Origin of the sequence: Mesorhizobium sp. YL-MeA3-2017 (assembly GCF_030814575.1) — a bacterium.
In the GTDB taxonomy this organism is placed as follows: domain Bacteria; phylum Pseudomonadota; class Alphaproteobacteria; order Rhizobiales; family Rhizobiaceae; genus Mesorhizobium; species Mesorhizobium terrae.
The window spans coordinates 3656746-3675247 of the sequence record NZ_JAUSVH010000001.1 but is presented as its reverse complement, the minus strand read 5'-3'; the positions used below and the strand labels follow the sequence as shown (position 1 = coordinate 3675247).

The following is an 18502-nucleotide window of genomic DNA, read 5'->3' as shown; positions in this document are numbered from 1 at the left end:
CACCCACTCGATTTGAAAGCATCTCCTTTTTTGACCGAAGGCATTCATTTCCTCGACGCCCGCGCACCGGACGGCATGCGCCTCTACGCCATCGGCGACGTGCACGGGCGGCTTGACCTGCTCACCGCCATGCACGAACGCATCGCAGCCGAACTCGAGCGCGACCGGCCCGCCGACTGGCGCATCGTCCATCTCGGCGACTATGTCGACCGCGGCCCGGATTCGAAGGGTGTGATCGATTTCCTGATCGCCGCGCAGCAGCGCGACCCGCGCATGATCGCACTTGCCGGCAACCACGACATCGGTTTCCTCGATTTTCTTGCCATGCCCGACGCGGAAGGCTTGTTCGCGCGTTATGGCGGCCGCGAGACTGCGCTGTCCTATGGCGTCGCCATCGACTTCAGCGACCCGGCCTCGGTCGAGCAAGGCTGGAAAGATCTGGTCCGTGCCGTGTCGCCCGAACAGAGGCGGTTCCTGCACGAACTACCTTATTCGGCCTCATTCGGCGATTTCTTCTTCTGCCATGCCGGCGTAAGGCCGGGCATCGCGTTGGAACGACAGGCCCATGACGATCTGATCTGGATCCGCACCGCCTTCCACAATCATCCGGGGCTCTACGAAAAGATCATCGTGCACGGCCATACACCGCAGCCGGAAGCCGAGCTGATGCCCAACCGCGTCAATGTCGATACCGGCGCCTGGCAGACGGGCATTCTGACGGCGCTCGTCGTCGACGGCGTAGAAAAACGGGTCCTGACCGCGACGGGATAAGGTTAGCGCCGCGCCCGGCTTAGTTTGTCGAAGACATGGTCCTTGCCCCTGGCCACAGCCGTCTCAAGATCGTCGCCGAGGCCGAGGCGGGCGGCGATCGCGCTGGCCAGCATGCAGCCGGTGCCACGCATCTGGACATCGAGGCGTGGCGCCTCGAACGGCAAGGGCTGCCGGCCAATGCGGACCAGCAGATCGGCCGAGCGATCGCCATCGGCATGGCCGCCCTTGACCAATAAGGCAGGTCCGCCGGCCTCCGCCAGTTCCCGGGCGTGATGGATGATCTCGCCTTCATTCGTCGTCAGTGAAACGCCACTCAGCAAGGCGAGTTCCGGCAGATTGGGCGTCACGAGACTGCACAGCGGCATCAGCTTGCGCTTGAGACAAGCGACCGCATCGGCCGCCAGCAAGGCGCGTCCCGAACTCGATGCCAGCACCGGATCGAGCACCACGGGCAATGGCGGCCGGCTGGCAAGCACGGAGGCGACCGCATTTATGGCATCGACGGTGCCCAGCATGCCGATCTTGACCGCGACGATCGCATTGGCGGCGAAAGCCGCCCGCATCTGCGCGGCGATGAGATCGGGCGGCATCTGTTCCACCCGCTCGACGGCGTGATGCGTCTGCACGGTCACCGCCGTCACCGCGAGACAGGAACGCAGGCCGAAAGCCGAGACGGTCTCGACATCGCGGGCGATGCCGGCACCGCCGCTCGAATCCGAACCGGCGACGATCAGCACATGCTTCTCGACACTCATCGCCATCGCGCCGTCGCCGCAAGCCATTCGCGCGTGCGCGCCTCGGGGTCGGCGTTCAGCGTGATATCGGTCACCACCGCCGCGCTGTCGGCGCCTTGCGCAAAGACGCCGTCGATACGCGCGACGTTCAGCCCGCCAATGGCAACCAGCGGCAACCTGCCCGCGCGGCGCTTCCATTCCGCGATGCGATCAAGCCCCTGCGGCGCCCATTTCATCGCCTTCAGGATGGTCGGATAGACCGGCCCCAGCGCGACATAGTCCGGCTCGGCGGCGAGTGCCGTTTCCAGCTCGTCATGGTCATGGGTGCTGAGGCCCAGCTTCAGCCCGGCGCGGCGGATCGCAGCAACATCCGCGTCCGCCAGATCTTCCTGGCCGAGGTGAATGAAGTCGCAGCCCTCGTCGATGGCAAGCCGCCAGTGGTCGTTGACGATGAGCTGGCAATCGTGGCGTTCGCAGACGGCCCTGGCGGCGCGGATTTCGCCGCGCAGCGACGGCTCGGTTCCTTCCTTGACGCGCAGCTGAACCAGCTTCACGCCGAGCGGCACCAGCCGCTCAATCCAGGTGGCGGAGGGAACGATGAGGTAGAACGGGTCGAGTTTCATGAGAAGACCGCCATGCCGATAACGGGAGTGGATGGAACCGCCATATCGCGCGGTTCGAGCAGGCCAGCGAGTAATGCCTCGCGTCCTGCCTCGACGGCTTTGGCGAAGGCTCTTGCCATGGCAACCGGGTCGCCAGCCTTGGCCACCGCCGTGTTGAGCAGCACCGCGTCGTAGCCGAGCTCCATCACCGCTGCAGCGTGGGAAGGACGACCGATGCCGGCATCGACGATCAAGGGAACATCGGGAAAATGCCCGCGCAGCGAACGCAAGGTGTCAATATTCTGCGGGCCACGCGCCGAGCCGATCGGCGCGCACCACGGCATCAGCAATTTGCAGCCGGCCTCCAGCAGGCGCTCGGCGACGACAAGGTCATCGGTGGTGTAAGGGAACACCTCGAAACCTTCCTGAACCAGGATACGCGCCGCTTCGACCAGGCCGAACACATCCGGCTGCAGCGTGTCGTGATTGCCGATGATTTCGAGTTTGATCCAGCTGGTGCCGAACACGTCGCGCGCCATCCGCGCGGTGGTGATGGCTTCCTTGACGGAGTGGCAGCCGGCGGTGTTGGGCAAGACGCGGGCGCCGAGCGCCTGGATCAGCTCCCAGAATTGCCCGCCCGACTTGCCGCCCGCCGCTTCGCGCCGCAACGACACGGTGACCACCTGCGTGCCTGACGCCTTGACCGCCCCGGCCATGATCGACGGCGACGGATAAAGCGCGGTACCGAGCAGCAGGCGGGACGAGACTTCCGCGTCATAGAGTTTCAACATGGTCAGCCTCCCTTCATCGGTGACAGGATTTCGATGCGGTCGCCCTCGGCGAGCCGGCAACCGGAGCGCTCCCTGGCAGGTACTACCTCGCCATTGAGCGCGGTGGCGAGCCAGCCACCCTCATAGTCGAGTTCGGCAAGCAGCCCCGCGAGCGTGACGGCGGTAACCTCGTGGGTCTCGCCATTAACGGTGAGCTTCATGGACGAGCTCCCTTGCTGTCGGATTGTCCAGGATCACGTCGGCGGCTTGCTTGGCCATCGCCGGCGCCAGCAGGAAGCCGTGGCGGTAGAGCCCGTTGATGCTCACGCGGTTTCCGTCGCGGCTGACACGCGGCAGATTATCGGCGAAGGCCGGACGCACGCCCGCGCCGGCCTCGACCAACTCTGCCTCGCCAAAGGCCGGATGCAGCGCATAGGCGGCGCCCAGCAATTCCATGGTCGAGCGCGCGCTGACGGGCCCGTCGGCGGCGCTCTCGACCATCGTTGCGCCGACCATGAACATGTGATCCGCACGCGGAACCACATAAACCGGAAAGCGTGGATGCAGCAGCCGCACCGGGCGCGCCAACGCAACGTCGCGCGTGCGCAGCAAAAGCATCTCGCCACGCACGCCGCGCAGACCAGACGCGGATGAGCCCATGCCCGTACAATCCGCCTCGAAATCGAAGGCGCCGGGCGCTAGCACCGCGCCGTAGCCGAACTCGAAGCGTACGCCCATGCCGACCAGTTTTCCGGTTAGCGCCACCAGGGCCTTGCGCGGATCGAGATGGGCTTCGCCGGCGAAGAGCAGTCCGCGCCGAAACCGACCGGCGAGATCGGGTTCGAGCGCGGCGATCGCATCCCCATCGACGACGGAGAAGCCGCTGGTGCGCTGCACGAAACGATCGAGTTCCACCGTGTCCCGCGCAGGCGCCACCACCAGCGTGCCGGTGCGCACGACATGGCCGGGCAGCGCGGCATCCCACCAGTCGGCCGCGCCCTTCCCCAATGTCAGCACCGGCTCCTCGGCGCTTTCGCGCTCGCACCACGGCGCCAGCATGCCGCCGGCCTGCCAGGAGGCGCTGCCGGCAATGGCCCGGCGCCGTTCGACCACGATCACGCTGGCGCCGCGTAACGCCAGTTCATGCGCCAGCGTCAACCCGGCGACGCCGGCGCCGCGGACCAGCACTTTCATGGCCGGTTCGCCGGTTCCGTTTCGGCGACCTCGGCCTGATCGAGAGGCATGTAAAGCTCGCCGCCAATACGGAATTTTTCCGCCATGGCCGCCAGGCCTTCCTTTTGTGCCTCAGCGCGGATGTCGTGCGAGATGCGCATCGAGCAGAATTTCGGCCCGCACATGGAGCAGAAATGCGCCACCTTGTGCGCCTCCTTGGGCAAGGTCTCGTCGTGGAAGGCGCGCGCGGTGTCGGGGTCCAGCGACAGGTTGAACTGGTCCTCCCAGCGGAACTCGAAACGTGCCCGCGATAGCGCGTCGTCCCTCACCTTGGCCGCCGGATGGCCCTTGGCGAGATCGGCGGCGTGCGCGGCGATCTTGTAGGTGATGACGCCGATCTTGACGTCGTTGCGGTCTGGCAGGCCGAGATGTTCCTTGGGCGTGACGTAGCAGAGCATGGCCGTGCCAAACCAGCCGATCATGGCGGCGCCGATGCCGCTGGTGATGTGGTCGTAGCCCGGCGCGATGTCGGTGGTGAGTGGCCCAAGCGTGTAGAACGGCGCCTCGCCGCAGACTGCGAGCTGCTTGTCCATATTGGCCTTGATCTTGTGCATCGGCACATGGCCGGGCCCTTCGATCATCACCTGGCAGTCCTTCGCCCAGGCGATTTTCGTCAGCTCGCCCAGCGTCTCCAGCTCGGCGAATTGCGCGGCATCGTTGGCATCGGCGATCGAGCCCGGGCGCAGACCGTCGCCCAGCGAGAACGACACGTCGTAGGCGCGGCAGATGTCGCAGATCTCCTCGAAATGCTCGTAGAGGAAGCTTTCCCGGTGATGGTAGAGGCACCATTTGGCCATGATCGAGCCGCCACGGCTGACGATGCCGGTGACGCGATCGACGGTGAGCGGGATGTAGGGCAGCCGCACGCCGGCGTGGATGGTGAAATAGTCGACGCCCTGCTCGGCCTGTTCGACCAGCGTGTCGCGGAACACCTCCCAGGACAGGTCCTCGGCGACGCCGCCGACCTTCTCCAGCGCCTGGTAAAGCGGCACCGTGCCGATCGGCACCGGCGCGTTGCGGATGATCCAGTCGCGGATGTTGTGGATGTTGCGGCCGGTCGACAGGTCCATGACCGTATCGGCGCCCCAGCGGATCGCCCAGACCATCTTTTCCACCTCCTCGGCCATGGACGAGGTGACGGCGGAGTTGCCGATGTTGGCGTTGATCTTGACCAGGAAATTGCGGCCGATGATCATCGGCTCGCTCTCGGGGTGATTGATGTTGGCGGGGATGATGGCGCGGCCGAGCGCCACTTCGTCGCGCACGAATTCCGGCGTGACATAGTCCGGAATCGCCGCGCCGAAACTTTCGCCGTCGCGTTCCAACCTGACGCGCAGCGCCTCGCGGCCGAGATTTTCGCGGATGGCGACGAACTCCATTTCCGGCGTGACGATGCCGGCGCGGGCATAGGCAAGCTGGGTGACGGCGCGTCCCGCTTTCGCTCTAAGTGGCTGGTTTCGCACCGGAAACTCCGGCGTCAGCCGATCGCCGGAGACGAAGCCGTTGTCTTCCGGCCTGATCAGCCGGCCCTCGTAACGCTCGACATCGCCGCGCGCCTCAACCCATTCCTGGCGCAGCCTGGACAGGCCGCGCTCGATGCTCGTTTCGACGCCGGCATCGGTGTAGGGACCGGAGGAATCATAGACGGTGACCGGCGGTTCGCCGGCACTCGGATGCACGGAAATCTCGCGCATCGGCACACGCAGACCGGTGTGAAGCGTGCCCGGTTTGTAGATTTTGCGCGACGCCGGCAACGCGCCGACGGTGACTTTCGGGGTGTGGATATTCATGAGTGAGCCTCCTTGCTCGAATGCAACGGAGACCCAGTCCATGCGATGAGGAGGAAGTGATGCTTCGCTGAAGGGAGTTCGGGCATCTGCCCGACCGCCAAAGCCGAAAAACGCCGGCCCGCGAAGCTTCCCACCGTCCCTACGCCAGTATGAACTGGATCAGGTTCAACGGGTCACTGCGCGTTCAGCAGTATCTCAGCCCCTTGTCGGGACCCCCCTGGTGAGCCTCAAGGGTGAACGACAAGCCGCATGATTGTCAACAGGGATGTGGAAAGGCGACGGCAAGCGCGCCGAGAGTCAAATAACTTCGTGGTGCAGGATCAATAGCTTACGGAAAAACGGGTGCCAGACGCCGCGAAACGAATTCACAAGGGTCCGTTCGCGCGCATTTTAAGGCCTTTCCCGTTCAAACGACCGGCTTTTCAGCACGTTTCGCGTTCTGCGTTTTGGCACCGGCCATCGTCCTAGAACCTGACATTCAAATCGGCCCTGACGCCATGGTCGCGGGCGTTGGCGGCGAGCTGGCCCTGGTAGGAGATGCCGAGTGTGGTGGTCGGTGTCAGCGCGACGTCGAAGCCCGCCTCGAGTGCTGCGCTTTCGCGTGCGATCGGCGCGCCGGCGATGGTGAAGGCATTGCTGCCGGCGAAGGCCTGGGTGACATTGGGCGTGACATCGCCGAAACCATGGCGCCAGCCGATCATGCCGCGCGCCGTCGCCTTGACCGCGCCGAGGTCGAAGTCGGTAGATGCCCGTAGGCCAAAGGTGGTGAAGGTGATGGCGTTGGAGCTGCTGCGGACCGTCAGCGCCGCCGCCCCGCCTTTCTCACTGAAAGCATTGGTGTGGACATTGACGTAAGCCAGGTTGGCGAAGGGCTCGAAGGCGAGATTGCCGGCCTTCATGCCATAACCGAGTTCGCCGAAGATCTGCGTGGTGCCGGTACGATAGCTGGACGACAGCGCGTCGGTGAAACCGGGGAAAGACACGGATCGACCGCTGTCGATGTCGCTCCAGGTGTAGGCAAGGCCGGAGCGCAAGGAGAGCGCACCCCATTGCGTGCCGCCATAGGCGCCGAGATGATAGTTGTCGCTGGAGGCAGATGACCGTCTGTCATCCACCTTGAACGAAGAATGGCTGTAGCCGGCAAGGAAACCGAGCCGCCAGTCGTCGGTGACGAGGCCGTCGATGCCGGTGACAAAACCGCCGGTCGAGCGCGACAGCTTTGCCGCATTGCCATCGCTGTCGGTCCAGCCCCATGAACCGAAGGCCGAACCCCAGACGCCGTAACGTTCGGCAGCCGATGCTGTCGCTGGACTCGCCGACGCGATCGAAGCCGTCGCCTCCAGCGCGGCATTGCCGCCCGCCGCTTCGTCATAACCCATCAAAGGCAGCGGCGCGGCACCAACCGTCTCGAAGGCAGAACGGAGCCGGTCATTCATCGCCGCGCGTATCAGGCGGCTATCTTCGATCAATGCCGTCACCGTCGAGGCATGCACCTCACCCGACAGGCCATCGAAGGCGGAACGAGCCTGATCGATAGACAGCGATGCGACGGCGCCGATCAGGGGATTGTCCAGGCTCATGCCGTCCAGCGCCGAAGCCGTGGCGATCTGGTTCGGCGTCTGGCCGACCGAGGCGAAGGCGAGCCCGCTGCGGACGACATCGAGATAGGCGGAATTCGGATCGTAGGCCAGCGCCGGTGCCAGGAACGGAGAACTGGTAGCAGCCGACAGGCCGGCGAAGGTGCCGGCAACGCCGCCACCGGCGGTCAGGATGGTGTAGCGATGGCCAAGCTGGAGCGGGCCCGAAATCGAGACGGTACCGCCGGCAAGCGTCGCCGTGCCGGTCACCGCGATGCGATCGGACTGACCGGCCGCATTGGTTTCGACCGCGTAGGTCGAGCCCGGATCGAAGGCGATGTTGCCCGCCACGTTCAACGTCCCGATCGAATTGCCAGGCGCGACGGTGCCGGCAACAGTGACGGAGCCGACCTGTCCTCCTCCTTCCAGCCGGCCGGCAGTGCCGACCAGGAGAGTGCCGCCAAGCTTGCTGTCAACGGAAAGCGCGCCGCCCAGAACCACAGTCTCACCGGTGAAAAGGCTTGCGTCGGAGGTGAGCACCGTTCGCCCGGCGAGTACGTTGATCAAGCCATTGCCGACGATCGATTGGGAAAACAGATAGTTCGAGGCGGTGTGGTTGAAATTGATTTCGCCCGTTCCGTCGCCGAACTCGATGCCGAGGGCAGCGTCGACAAACCCCGGTGCCATCGCCGTCTCGCCTTTATCCGCACCGATGTTGAGAACTCCGCTCGAACCGGGCTTAACGGCGATGTCGAGGACGGAAGCCAGGGCAATCCGCCCCCCGTCGGTGACGGTCACCGTACCATTGCCGAAGTTGCCGACGAGCAACGCACTGTTTTGCCAAAGCGAGCCGGCTCCCGTGACGATCGCGGCGCCACCACTGCCCACCGCAACGCCGATGATCGTTTCCTCTCCGGTTGAGCGGACGACGGCGCCGTCCGCGACGGTCAGGCTCCCGGCCCCCCCATAACCGAGGCCAATTCCATGAGCCGTTTCCAGCAGCGATCCGGCACCGGAGACAAAGATCCGGCCGCTTGCCCCATTCTCCGACCCCGAAAAAAGGTAATCCGCCGTGACCTTGCCGCCATTGGTTATCTCCAATTCCCCGGCGCCGGCGAAGCCGAGACCAATGCCCTCGGTGACCGCCCATGCCGAGCCGCTGCCGTCGACCCTGACGAAGCCGGTCGACGTCGATTGCGCGCCAACGACAGCCGTCAGACTGACAGCAACGCCACCATTTTCCAAAGATAGCCGCCCGGTTCCTTGCGAACCGACGAGCAGTTCGTTGTCTGTGAGCCAAGATGAGCCTGCGCCGGTCACAGTCACCTGCCCCAGAGAACCCAGCTGCCGACCAATAGTCGAACTGTTGTTGGTCAAGACTTGACCGGAATCGGCGACGGTAAGGTGTCCTTCGCCGTTTTGACCAATCGTGAGATTGTCTTCGTTGAACCACATCGATCCGGCGCCGCTGACCGTTGCAAAACCAACCCCGCCGGCGAAGTAGCCCAGCACGGCTGCTTCATTTTGCAATCGGGCACCACCTTCGACGGTGAGCGTGCCGACACCCAGTTCGCCCACGTAAAGGCCGTTGTTGACATCAAAGGTCGAATTCGCGCCGCGGACGCGCACCGACCCGTTCGCCCCCGGCAGGCTGCCGATCGCCCCATAGTCGGCGACTTTAAGTTCGCCCTCCGATATCTCCAGAGAACCTTGTGCCAATCGGCCGACAAGCAAACTCTGAATATCGATGGAAGAACCCGGTGCGTTGAAGACGGTGCCGTTGGGCGCCACGACATCGATGGTCACCGGGTCGAGAGCGGTGGGTGCGGCGCCGCCATTCCAATTGGCCCCATCGAACCAATTCGCGGACGTGCTTCCATTCCAGACCGCTTGCGCCACGGCCTGGCCGAGCCAGGCCGCCAACAGGACACAGGTGGCAAAGCCCAGCCGGCCCAGCGGCCATCGCGCGTCAAATCCCCCCATCGGCAGTCGTCTCTCCGCTGAATCGCGATCGATGACGGACGATAATCGCAGCACCGACTGCGCGCTTGGGCTGGCGCGAAGCGAAATCCGGCCTGGGGCGAAGTGCTACTAGCCGTCGTTATTTTCCCGCGCGGCGGCGGCGCGGATCTCGGACGGCGTGGCGCCGTAGCGGCGGCGAAAGACACGATTGAAATAGGAAAGATCGCCGAAGCCCGCATCGAGGGCGATGACGCCGATGGGCAGCTTGTCCAGGCGCGGGTCGGTCAACAGGCGATGGATACGCGCCAGGCGTTGCTCGAGCACGAATTCCGAAAAAGTGGTTCCTTCCGCATCGAACAGCATCTGCAGGTAGCGCGGGCTGATGGATTGCCTGGCCGCGACCTGGCGCACGCCGAGATCGGGACGCGTGAGGTTTTCGGCGATATAGGCGCGGACCGCAGCCAGCCGGGCGGCGCGCAGGCCGCGACGGCGCGCCAGGTCGGCGGTATCGGCATCGGCGCCCAGGGTCAGCGCCACCAGGTCACGAATATGGGTGGCGAACATGAGCCGCGCCTCGGGCGCCGTGCGGTCCAGCGTGAGGCGCAAGGCGGCGACATAGCCGGCAAGCACGGCCAGCGCCTTGCCGCGCCGATCCAACGGGCGCATGACGGCGCCCTCGACATCGCGGACCATAGTCTGCAGCCCCCGCGCCGGCAGCTTCAACTGGGTGAGCGAATAGTTCTGGCTGCAGCGGAAACGGCCGGGGACACCGTTCGCCCAAAGCACCGCGCCGCCCGGTTCAAGCTGCAACTCCCTGCCGCATTGTTGGCCCGTCGCTTGCCCGGCCAGGGACAGGATCAGGATAAGATCGTCGTCGCCATCGGCGACGAGGCCGGGCGGGCGCTCTATGCGCAGGCTGGAGCTGCTGCCCCAGGTGATCGACAGGCCCGGCAAGTGCTGCAACGCCATCCGCGCGTGGAATGGCTCGTCCTGGTTGACGGGGGTGACGTCGCTTTTCAGCACGGCGCGGCTGAACACCTCACGCCAGGCGTCGAGGCGCTTTTGTCCGGGCAGCCGTTCGGACGAGAACTGCAAAAGATGCGCGGCGTTCAACCTTTTCCCCCGGTCGGTCGACGCATGCCGGGCGACGCAAGCGTCGCCGCGAGCCCTGATGACAGGCTCATCCTAGCGCCAGAACAGGCGCGGCGTCGAGTTTCGAGGGTGGGACGGATCGATCCGCGAGCGCCACAAGGTCGCTCGTCGGCAGATGCCGGCGGTTTCGCGCCATTGGAAACCGGTGCGAACGGCAGCTGTCAAAAAGATCAGTGCGAGGCGGAGACCACGCCATAGCCGTCAACGGCGATGTGGTTGTTGGCGGCGTCGGCCGCGTAGATGCCCAGGCCGCATACGACAATGGCGGACAGCATTACAAAGGACAGAAGCGCTGCTTTCACGGACGTCATCTCTGGTTGAGCCTTCTGTATTGTCCTGCGACCGACTGGTTACGAATGTGTTGAAACTCACAGTTCGTCTCAAATTCTCGTCGAATTCGGACGCCTTGCGCGTCTTCTTTGCGGGCCGTGTGACGCTTGTGCCACAGTGGCACAGCGCGCCGGCAAGCCAGCTGCCGCCTTCTAGGAAATGAGCCGGACACAGACCAAGCACGAAAAGCGCCGTCCACAGCGGTTTTCAGCCGGCGTGCCAAATTTGCCACGCGAACGCAACGGAAGGTCGCTTCGACGGGCGGGACTGGAGCTAGATCGTGGCGACCCAGGCGCGTGCGATGGCAAGACCCGACTGGTCGGCCAGCGCGCCGTTGCGCGCGGTCTCGGCCTCCAACCGTTGCGGCCAGTCGGGCCAGCGCGCCGCAACCGTTTCGGCGAAGGCGGTCGACCAGTGGTTGACCACGGCGCGATCCGCCTCGAAATGGAACTGGAAGGCGTAGACGGCGCGGCCGAGGCGGAAGGCCTGGTTTTCGGCAACCATGCTGCCGGCCAGGCGCACGGCGCCCGGCGGCAGCGAGAACGTGTCGTCGTGCCACTGGAAGATCGGGAAAGCCACCGGCATGGCGCCGAGCACCGCATCCGATTTCGCCGCTTCGGTGAGGGTGACACCGCACCAGCCGAATTCGGTGGCGCCGCCAACCTGGTTGGTGCCGCCGAAGGCGCGCGCCAGAAGCTGGCTGCCGAGGCAGATGCCGAGCACGGAACGATCCCTGGCTTCGAAATCGCGGATCAGGTGCAACGCCGGGAAATAGGGATGGGTGTCGTCGGCCAGCGCATTCTGGCCGCCGCCGAACATGACCAGCGCGTCGTGCTGGCTGGCATCGCTGGGCAATTCCTCGCCAAGATAGGGCCGGCGGACATCGAGTTCGGCCTTGGCTTCGGCAAGGGCGGCGCCGACATTGCCGAGGCCGGTGTTCTGATAATTCTCGACGACAAGGACCCGCATGACCATCCTGACAGGAATGAACCCCGCGACGGGGTAACATGGCGGCATCGTGCCGGCCAAGCGCCGGCGGCTGACAGCGAGGGAAAAAGCCTATGCCACTGCAGAACCGGGTCGATCCCTTCGGCGCCATCCATGCCGTGGCCGAGCGCGGACTGTTCACCGGCAACCGCGGCATCATCCACGATCCGGCGACGAAGACGCTCTTGAACAAGCGCTGGGCGCTGCCGGCCTGGATCATTTGCCTCTGCGACTATCAGGGCCGCAAGCGCGAGCCGATGGGGCGCAACCGACCGGGTGGCAAACCGGGCTGGACCGAGCTGTTCTTCCTCGACGAGCCGACCGCGCTCGCCGCCGGGCACCGGCCCTGCTTCTTCTGCCAGCGGGCGCGGGCCAGCGAGTTCCTCGGCCGGTTCGGCCAGGCGTTCGGCATCGCCGAGCCGCGCGCGCCGCAGGTGGATGCGCGCCTGCATAACGAGCGTTTCGCCTCGTCGCGCAAGCCGCTGCCGTCGATCCGGGCCGAAGAAACCGCACAGCTGCCCGATGGCGCGATGGTCGCCATCGGCGGCGTGCCTTTTGCCGTACGCAGCGGCGAATTGCTACGCTGGAGCTTTGCCGGGTACGAAAAGCCGGTCGGCGTCGAGACGGCAACAAGAGGCGGAACGTCGCTCGCGCTGATCACGCCGCCAACGACGATCGCGGTGCTGAAAGCCGGCTTCGCGCCCGTCTGGCACGCGAGCGCGGGGCCGGCTTAGAGTGGATCAGCGCCTCGCCGAGACGACGACCCGCTCTGCTTGTTCGGCGCAATTCCAGACGGAAATCGGCCGCTCACCTTTTTCCGGGATTGTTCAACCCAGGTGGACGACCGAGGTCGCGGCGCCAGCCGGTGCCTTGCCAGGCAGGAACAGCGCAACGAGCACGCCGATCCCCGCCAGGACGGCACAGGCCAGGAAACCGGCCTGGTAGCCCGTGGTCAGGGCGGCGACCGTATCCGATCCGCCACTCCAGGACACAGCGACGGTCGCCACGACCGCGACGCCCAATGCACCGCCGAGCTGGAAGGCCGCGCTGTTGATGCCCGATGCCAGGCCGGAATCGCCCTCGGCGACATCCGACAGGGCGGCAATGGAACCCGACACGACCGCCGCGCCGATGCCGGGGCCGAAGATGACGAGCCCGGGCAATATGTCGATCCAGTAGTTGCCGCCTGCCCTGGCAAGCAACAGGCAGCCCGCTGCCATCAATGCCATGGCGATGACGGCGAGCGGGCGGGCGCCGATGCGGCTCGCGATCGGTCCCGAAGAGTAGGACATGACGATCGCGATAGCGGAATAGATCATCGTGCTGACGCCGACTTGCAACGCCGAATAACCCAGCACTTTCTGCAGATAGAGCGACAGCACCAGGATCATGCCGAAGACGATCATGCCGGCGAGCAGCACGACCAGATTGCCGCCGACCAGGCGCACCGAACGGAAGATGCGCAACGGCACCAAAGGCGAGGCTGAACGTGCCTCGATGACCACAAACAGCAGAAGCAGCAAGGCCGAAGCGCCGAAGGCGGCAAGGGTGTTAACATGGGTCCAACCCAGTTGCGGCACCTCGACGATGGCATAGACAAACGCCATCAGCCCGGCCGTGACGGTGACCGCACCCGCGACGTCGAAGCCGCGGCCATGCGAGGTGTCGCGGCTCTCCTTGAGCAGAAACGGGCTGAACGCCAGCAGGGCGAGGCAGACGGGAACATTGATGAAGAAAACCCACTGCCAGCCCAGCCAGTCGTTGAGCGGACCGCCGACGACAAGTGCCGCCGTGGCGCCGCTCGCGCCCATTGCCGACCAGAAGCCGAGCGCCTTGTTGCGCTCATGCCCTTCCTCGAACGTGGTCATCAGGATCGACAGCGCAGTCGGCGTCATGATCGCCGCGGCGATGCCCTGGAGAATGCGCATCGCAACCAGGAACTCGGGCGCGCGGGCAAGGCCGCAAAGCAGCGAGGCGGCGAGGAACAGGGCTGTGCCGGCGATGAACATGCGCCGCCGGCCGAGCAGGTCCGCCATGCGGCCACCGAGCAGAAGCAGGCCACCCAGCGTCAGCATATAGGCGCTCATCACCCATTGAACGCCGGCAACGGTGAAGCCCAGTTGCCGTTCGATCGACGGCAGCGCCAGAATGACGATCTGCCCGTCCAGGCAGACCATGAAATAGGTTGCGCAGAGCAGCGCCAGCGCTTGCCAGCGCCTCGGGTCGGGCGCGGTGGCCGGCCGCCCGGCGGCGGGATGCTGTTGGTCGGACATGACTGTCTCCTCGAATGGTGCGCGGCCGACTGGCCGATCGCGTCGAGGGGCGGAAATTATGCATGCCGCGCCGACATGCAATTACTGACAATGATGTTAGCGCTGACTGGAATGTAAGCGCCTACCTTGCGGTAAGCGGCTGCCATTCATGCGCGCAGGCGGATCAGCGGACGCGGTTTTTCCGCGACGACGACCGGGTGCAGAACCATGCGGCGCTCCTGCGCCTTGCCCCAGGCCGACATCACGCCGACCGCCTCGTTGAGGGTGCGGCCGACATCCGTCACCGAATATTCGACCTTCTGCACCGCACCGGGAAACACCTGGCGCCAGACCAGGCCATCGGCTTCCATCTCGCGAAGCTGCTGGGCCAGAACCTTTTCGCTGACGCCTGGCAACAGCCGCCGCAAAGCGCCGAACCGGCGCGGCGCAAGCGTGACCTCCCACAGGATCTCCAGCTTCCATTTGCCGCCGATGGCATTCAGCGCGGTAGCGAAACCGCATTCGTCGGTATCGAGACGTTTCATGTTTCCCTCCGCTTCCGAGCCGGGGCGGCACTTACTTCAAAGTGCGTAATTTACCCTCGGTCCGGGGTCGACCTATCACCACGATCAGCTTCAACGAGAGGTACGGGCACAGGCCCGTTGCGGCAAGGCGCAGAAAGCGACCGGCCCGAAACCTCCTGACGGGATGGCGGCAGGAATGGACAGTGTGAAACCAGCGGAACAATCGGCAAAGACCAAAACCAGGACCGCGCAATGCGGCTGCGGCGGGCTCGGCATCACCGTTTCCGGGGAGCCGCGCAGCGTCTACGCCTGTGCCTGCCTGGAATGCCAGCGCGCAACCGGCACCGCCTTTTCCTACCGGGCCGTGTTCGTCGACGAAGCGGTGGTGCAAATTGAAGGGGAGCGGCGCAGCTGGCGGCGAACGGGCGGTCCGGGGCGCTGGGTGGAACAGACCTTCTGCCCGACCTGCGGGGCGCTGGTGTTCATGACCGGCGAGGGCCTGCCGGGCGCGGTCTCGGTTTCGGTCGGCTGCTTTGCCGAACCGGATTTCGCGCCACCGGCGACCTTGTTCCGCGCCCGCCGCAAGCACCACTGGTTCGAACCAGGGCCGGCAACGCGCATCAGCGACTGAGCGCTATTTCAACGTCGCCTGCTCGATCGAGGGCACGTCCGGCAGATCGTAATAATCGCCGGCGGATTCGGGATAGAGCTGGCTTTCCATCCTGAGGCCGGTCGGTCCGTCGATGGTGCCCGCCCACACCGACAGCCGGTCGCTGCCGAATTTGCGCCAGAACAGGTTGGAACCGCAGACCGAACAGAAGCCGCGCTCGGCGATGTCCGACGAGCGGAACCAGGTCAGTGTGTCGCCGGTGATGACGGCTTCGTCGGCGGCGACCTGGGTTGCCGCCACATAGTGGCCGGAGGTCTTGCGGCATTGCACGCAATGACAGGCTACGACCGGACGCCGCTCGCCGCGCAATTCGTAGGCGGTGCCGCCGCACAGGCAGCCGCCGCGCAATATGCCGGTCATGCTCGTCTCTCCTCCGCTTGTGCATCGGCCCGAAAACCGGAATCGGTTTTCGGCAAGCACGATGCGCAAATTCAAAGTGCTCGAGCGTCCGAGACTATGGCCGCCGCGCCCGCCGGGCAGCGGCGAAAGCGACGTCGCGGCGTCGCTGGCGGTGGCTTGACCTTGGGGGCCGGCTGCCGCATTGCTCGGCCATGCGCGCCAACTACAAAATGCAACGGCTGTTCGTGCCCGACGACCTTTCCGCCGGTGCCGAATTCGAGCCCACCCCACAGCAGAGCCATTATCTCATGCATGTGCTGAGGCTTTCCGAAGGCGCGGAAATCCTGGTCTTCAACGGTCGCGACGGCGAATGGACGGCGGCGCTCACGGCGAAGTCGAAGAAGGCGGTGCGGCTGACCGGCAGGGAACTGCAGCGGCCGCAACCGCCACTGCCGGACCTCGTCTACTGCTTCGCGCCGCTGAAGGTCGGCCGGCTCGACTATCTGGTGCAGAAGGCGGTCGAAATGGGCGCCGGCATCCTGCAGCCGGTGATGACCCAGCACACGCAAGGCAAGATCACGGCCGAGCGCATGCAGGCCAATGCCGTCGAGGCGGCCGAGCAATGCGGCATCCTGGCGGTGCCTGAGGTGCGCGAGGCGCAGAAGCTGGAGCGGCTGCTTGGCGACTGGGACAAGGAACGGCGGCTGGTGTTCTGCGACGAGGACGCCTCGACCAACAATCCCCTGCCCGCACTTCAGAAAATTTCGGAAAAAAAGCTGGCGCTGCTGGTCGGCCCCGAGGGCGGCTTCTCCGACGACGAGCGCCGGTTGCTGCGCGCGCTGCCCTTCGTCACCGCCATTCCGCTCGGACCCCGCATCCTGCGCGCCGACACGGCCGCCGTTGCGGCCCTTGCGGTGATGCAGGCGGCGATAGGGGATTGGTAGCTTCTCCTTCTCCCCTTGCGGGAGAAGGTGGCCGAGCCGAAGGCGAGGTCGGATGAGGGGTGCTGGACGGAGTGCGCCGCTCCACATTCGGGAATGGTGTCACGGAAGCCGTTTGCTCAGCCTCATTTCTTGCAACACCCCTCATCCGTCTCGGCGCTAGAGCGCCGATCCACCTTCTCCCACAAGGGGAGAAGGGAAAAGGGGGCCTCAGGCTTCCGGCCTCGACTGAAGCGAAGTCGTTGACGGCCCCATGAGAGGCCGAAAGAGCCGATCGCCCGCGCGACCCGCCTCAGATCACCTGGCCGACATCGATGCGGTTTCCGTCCGGGTCCTCGAACACGAAAGCCCGCAAGCCGTAGTCCTTGTCCTGCAGGCTCTTGATGATCCTCACCCCGTGCTGCTTGCAAACGGCGTGGAGAGCGTCAACGTCGTCGACCAGCAGATGGGCGACATTGAAAACAGCAGCCTTGTGGGTTGGCTGCAGGGTCAGATGCAGTTCCCCCTGATCGCGCTCCAGGATTATGAAACCGACGGGATTGCCGTTCTCGAAGGTCTTCGTGAACCCGAGGACCCTGGTGTAAAAATCGAGCGCCCTGCCGATGTCCTTTACGGGCACCATGGGAGCAATGCGTCCGAAGCGGACGCCGTGATCGGCGATATCGTTCATCGTGGAACCTCTGCTTGCGAAGCCGCTTCCACACTCCGGACGGTGCCGGTCGATGCAGCGCGCTTCGTTGTCTGGATCAGCAGGACGGTGCCCACGAAACGCAATCTATCCTGCCGCGGCCTTCAGGAAAACAGGCATCGAAGACACTCCGTTCTTTTTCGCCCGCAACGGTGCAGGGCAGCGGCAAACAGGCCTCAATCTCCGACGACCTCCTTGTCCGGCCAGGGATTGATGCCGTCGCGCAGCCACAACAGCGTATCCAGCCAGAAGCCATTGGCGTGGCGGCTGTGGAACAGGCTGAAATGGCCGACCGCATCCTGGCCGAGATCGGCCGGGTCAAGCAGCACCTGTGTGCGCTGCGCGCCGCGATAACGCTCGAGCACGGCGCGGATCGCCGGCACGGTGGCGATCGCGTCGTCGGACAGGGTGACCGCAAGGATCGGCGCCGTCACCGCATCGAAGCGCCTGAGGATCATTTCACGCTCCGCTTCCGGATAATTGTCTTCGAGGCGCGACCGGCGGAAACTCCATTCATAGGCGACGCCGGCCGGCAGATCCTCCAGCCAGCCGAGCCGACGGCCGGGGAAATAGCCGCACAGTACGGTGAGCGCCGGCATGGCGACATGCCATTTCAGGAAAAGTCGCGTGCGGTGCGCCGGCGCGTAGTGACGCCAGCAACCGAACTGGCCGCCGACCGAGAGCAGGCGACGAATATTCGAGGCGCCGCGCGCCAGCCCCGGCAAGGCGCCGCCGACGCTGTGGCCGACAACGAAGACGGGTGCCGAGGCGTCCCGCGCCCGCACCCAGGCCAGCGCCGCCTCGAAATCCTTCTCACCCCAATCGCGCCAGCGATAGGCACAGCCGCCGAGGCTCGCCGGACGCGAGGCGCCGATGCCGCGATAATCGTAGGTGACGACATCGAAGCCGTGGGCGGCGAGAAAGCGGGCGTAATGATGATAGTAACGGGCGAGCACGCCGGTGGCCGGATTGACAATGACGGTGCCGGCCGGCGCCCCGCGCACCCTTTGCCAAAAATGACCGCCTAGAACGACGCCGTCGGCGCAGGCGATCTCCAGCGGCCGGGCTTCCTGGACGGGCGCGATGATGGACATTGCCGATCCTTTCGGGACGCGAAATACGTGGATCCTGCATAGACCGGAGCGGCTTGTTGTTACACTCACTAGTCGGTATACATCGA

Annotated in this window: 19 protein-coding genes and 1 riboswitch; of the genes, 4 read left to right on the top strand and 15 right to left on the bottom strand. The window is 65.1% G+C overall.

From position 1 onward, the window contains the following. Positions 1-75: 75 nt before the first annotated feature. Positions 76-771, top strand: a complete 696-nt coding sequence (locus QFZ88_RS17560; protein ID WP_051504789.1) for a metallophosphoesterase family protein — start codon at positions 76-78, stop codon at positions 769-771. 2 nt (positions 772-773) lie between these two features. Here the strand turns inward: QFZ88_RS17560 and QFZ88_RS17555 are convergent, their stop codons facing one another. From QFZ88_RS17555 to QFZ88_RS17510, 10 genes are all read right to left on the bottom strand, one after another. Then, positions 774-1532: a hydroxymethylpyrimidine/phosphomethylpyrimidine kinase gene (locus QFZ88_RS17555; protein ID WP_024924636.1), complete on the bottom strand. Its 759-nt coding sequence runs from the start codon at positions 1530-1532 to the stop codon at positions 774-776. Further along, entirely contained in the window at positions 1523-2128 is a 606-nt protein-coding gene (locus tag QFZ88_RS17550; RefSeq protein WP_024924635.1) for a thiamine phosphate synthase, read from the bottom strand. Before QFZ88_RS17550 ends, QFZ88_RS17555 begins: the two co-directional genes overlap by 10 nt. Next, positions 2125-2898, bottom strand: a complete 774-nt coding sequence (locus QFZ88_RS17545; protein ID WP_024924634.1) for a thiazole synthase — start codon at positions 2896-2898, stop codon at positions 2125-2127. Before QFZ88_RS17545 ends, QFZ88_RS17550 begins: the two co-directional genes overlap by 4 nt. Positions 2899-2900: 2 nt before the next feature. After that, positions 2901-3098 (bottom strand): sulfur carrier protein ThiS, encoded by a 198-nt coding sequence (thiS, locus tag QFZ88_RS17540; RefSeq protein ID WP_024924633.1) that lies wholly within the window; start codon positions 3096-3098, stop codon positions 2901-2903. After that, the gene (gene thiO / locus QFZ88_RS17535; RefSeq protein ID WP_024924632.1) at positions 3082-4071 is read right to left on the bottom strand and encodes a glycine oxidase ThiO; all 990 of its coding nucleotides are present in this window, start codon (positions 4069-4071) and stop codon (positions 3082-3084) included. The genes thiS and thiO overlap by 17 nt, the downstream gene beginning before the upstream one ends. Then, on the bottom strand, positions 4068-5900 hold the full coding sequence (thiC, locus tag QFZ88_RS17530; protein WP_024924631.1) for a phosphomethylpyrimidine synthase ThiC: 1833 nt from the start codon (positions 5898-5900) through the stop codon (positions 4068-4070). Before thiC ends, thiO begins: the two co-directional genes overlap by 4 nt. Positions 5901-6018: 118 nt before the next feature. Beyond that, a riboswitch (TPP riboswitch) is annotated at positions 6019-6129 on the bottom strand. Between the two features lie 235 nt (positions 6130-6364). Then, entirely contained in the window at positions 6365-9460 is a 3096-nt protein-coding gene (locus tag QFZ88_RS17525) for an autotransporter outer membrane beta-barrel domain-containing protein (RefSeq protein WP_150978924.1), read from the bottom strand. 108 nt (positions 9461-9568) lie between these two features. Beyond that, entirely contained in the window at positions 9569-10552 is a 984-nt protein-coding gene (locus QFZ88_RS17520; RefSeq protein WP_024927221.1) for an AraC family transcriptional regulator, read from the bottom strand. Positions 10553-10761: 209 nt separating this feature from the next. Then, entirely contained in the window at positions 10762-10902 is a 141-nt protein-coding gene (locus QFZ88_RS17515) for a hypothetical protein (protein ID WP_162531498.1), read from the bottom strand. A gap of 292 nt (positions 10903-11194) precedes the next feature. Continuing rightward, positions 11195-11890, bottom strand: a complete 696-nt coding sequence (locus QFZ88_RS17510) for a type 1 glutamine amidotransferase (RefSeq protein ID WP_307418831.1) — start codon at positions 11888-11890, stop codon at positions 11195-11197. Positions 11891-11982: 92 nt separating this feature from the next. Here QFZ88_RS17510 and QFZ88_RS17505 point away from each other — a divergent pair, with 92 nt between their 5' ends. After that, positions 11983-12642: a hypothetical protein gene (locus tag QFZ88_RS17505; protein WP_024927219.1), complete on the top strand. Its 660-nt coding sequence runs from the start codon at positions 11983-11985 to the stop codon at positions 12640-12642. 93 nt (positions 12643-12735) lie between these two features. Here the strand turns inward: QFZ88_RS17505 and QFZ88_RS17500 are convergent, their stop codons facing one another. Both QFZ88_RS17500 and QFZ88_RS17495 read right to left on the bottom strand, forming a co-directional pair. Further along, positions 12736-14181 carry an MFS transporter gene (locus QFZ88_RS17500; RefSeq protein WP_024927218.1) on the bottom strand — a complete coding sequence of 482 codons (1446 nt, stop codon included), beginning with the start codon at positions 14179-14181 and terminating at the stop codon, positions 12736-12738. Positions 14182-14327: 146 nt separating this feature from the next. Beyond that, positions 14328-14705: a winged helix-turn-helix transcriptional regulator gene (locus QFZ88_RS17495; protein ID WP_024927217.1), complete on the bottom strand. Its 378-nt coding sequence runs from the start codon at positions 14703-14705 to the stop codon at positions 14328-14330. A gap of 175 nt (positions 14706-14880) precedes the next feature. Here QFZ88_RS17495 and QFZ88_RS17490 point away from each other — a divergent pair, with 175 nt between their 5' ends. After that, positions 14881-15315 carry a GFA family protein gene (locus QFZ88_RS17490; protein WP_024927216.1) on the top strand — a complete coding sequence of 145 codons (435 nt, stop codon included), beginning with the start codon at positions 14881-14883 and terminating at the stop codon, positions 15313-15315. 3 nt (positions 15316-15318) lie between these two features. Here QFZ88_RS17490 and QFZ88_RS17485 read toward each other — a convergent pair whose 3' ends face one another. Beyond that, the gene (locus QFZ88_RS17485; protein WP_024927215.1) at positions 15319-15714 is read right to left on the bottom strand and encodes a GFA family protein; all 396 of its coding nucleotides are present in this window, start codon (positions 15712-15714) and stop codon (positions 15319-15321) included. A 191-nt stretch (positions 15715-15905) separates the two neighbouring features. Here QFZ88_RS17485 and QFZ88_RS17480 point away from each other — a divergent pair, with 191 nt between their 5' ends. After that, positions 15906-16637 (top strand): 16S rRNA (uracil(1498)-N(3))-methyltransferase, encoded by a 732-nt coding sequence (locus QFZ88_RS17480; RefSeq protein WP_024927214.1) that lies wholly within the window; start codon positions 15906-15908, stop codon positions 16635-16637. 289 nt (positions 16638-16926) lie between these two features. On the opposite strand, the gene QFZ88_RS17475 is transcribed toward QFZ88_RS17480, so the two are convergent. Further along, entirely contained in the window at positions 16927-17304 is a 378-nt protein-coding gene (locus QFZ88_RS17475; RefSeq protein WP_024927213.1) for a VOC family protein, read from the bottom strand. Positions 17305-17498: 194 nt separating this feature from the next. Next, positions 17499-18416 (bottom strand): alpha/beta fold hydrolase, encoded by a 918-nt coding sequence (locus tag QFZ88_RS17470; RefSeq protein ID WP_024927212.1) that lies wholly within the window; start codon positions 18414-18416, stop codon positions 17499-17501. Positions 18417-18502 lie beyond the last annotated feature (86 nt).

What these genes read in the sequence shown, in the direction of transcription:
- QFZ88_RS17560 (WP_051504789.1), top strand. Translation starts at nt 76, where the DNA reads ATGCGCCTCTACGCCATCGGCGACGTGCACGGGCGGCTTGACCTGCTC.
- QFZ88_RS17555 (WP_024924636.1), bottom strand. Translation starts at nt 1,532, where the DNA reads ATGGCGATGAGTGTCGAGAAGCATGTGCTGATCGTCGCCGGTTCGGAT.
- QFZ88_RS17550 (WP_024924635.1), bottom strand. Translation starts at nt 2,128, where the DNA reads ATGAAACTCGACCCGTTCTACCTCATCGTTCCCTCCGCCACCTGGATT.
- QFZ88_RS17545 (WP_024924634.1), bottom strand. Translation starts at nt 2,898, where the DNA reads ATGTTGAAACTCTATGACGCGGAAGTCTCGTCCCGCCTGCTGCTCGGT.
- thiS (WP_024924633.1), bottom strand. Translation starts at nt 3,098, where the DNA reads ATGAAGCTCACCGTTAATGGCGAGACCCACGAGGTTACCGCCGTCACG.
- thiO (WP_024924632.1), bottom strand. Translation starts at nt 4,071, where the DNA reads ATGAAAGTGCTGGTCCGCGGCGCCGGCGTCGCCGGGTTGACGCTGGCG.
- thiC (WP_024924631.1), bottom strand. Translation starts at nt 5,900, where the DNA reads ATGAATATCCACACCCCGAAAGTCACCGTCGGCGCGTTGCCGGCGTCG.
- QFZ88_RS17525 (WP_150978924.1), bottom strand. Translation starts at nt 9,460, where the DNA reads ATGGGGGGATTTGACGCGCGATGGCCGCTGGGCCGGCTGGGCTTTGCC.
- QFZ88_RS17515 (WP_162531498.1), bottom strand. Translation starts at nt 10,902, where the DNA reads ATGACGTCCGTGAAAGCAGCGCTTCTGTCCTTTGTAATGCTGTCCGCC.
- QFZ88_RS17510 (WP_307418831.1), bottom strand. Translation starts at nt 11,890, where the DNA reads ATGCGGGTCCTTGTCGTCGAGAATTATCAGAACACCGGCCTCGGCAAT.
- QFZ88_RS17505 (WP_024927219.1), top strand. Translation starts at nt 11,983, where the DNA reads ATGCCACTGCAGAACCGGGTCGATCCCTTCGGCGCCATCCATGCCGTG.
- QFZ88_RS17500 (WP_024927218.1), bottom strand. Translation starts at nt 14,181, where the DNA reads ATGTCCGACCAACAGCATCCCGCCGCCGGGCGGCCGGCCACCGCGCCC.
- QFZ88_RS17495 (WP_024927217.1), bottom strand. Translation starts at nt 14,705, where the DNA reads ATGAAACGTCTCGATACCGACGAATGCGGTTTCGCTACCGCGCTGAAT.
- QFZ88_RS17490 (WP_024927216.1), top strand. Translation starts at nt 14,881, where the DNA reads ATGGACAGTGTGAAACCAGCGGAACAATCGGCAAAGACCAAAACCAGG.
- QFZ88_RS17485 (WP_024927215.1), bottom strand. Translation starts at nt 15,714, where the DNA reads ATGACCGGCATATTGCGCGGCGGCTGCCTGTGCGGCGGCACCGCCTAC.
- QFZ88_RS17480 (WP_024927214.1), top strand. Translation starts at nt 15,906, where the DNA reads ATGCGCGCCAACTACAAAATGCAACGGCTGTTCGTGCCCGACGACCTT.
- QFZ88_RS17475 (WP_024927213.1), bottom strand. Translation starts at nt 17,304, where the DNA reads ATGAACGATATCGCCGATCACGGCGTCCGCTTCGGACGCATTGCTCCC.
- QFZ88_RS17470 (WP_024927212.1), bottom strand. Translation starts at nt 18,416, where the DNA reads ATGTCCATCATCGCGCCCGTCCAGGAAGCCCGGCCGCTGGAGATCGCC.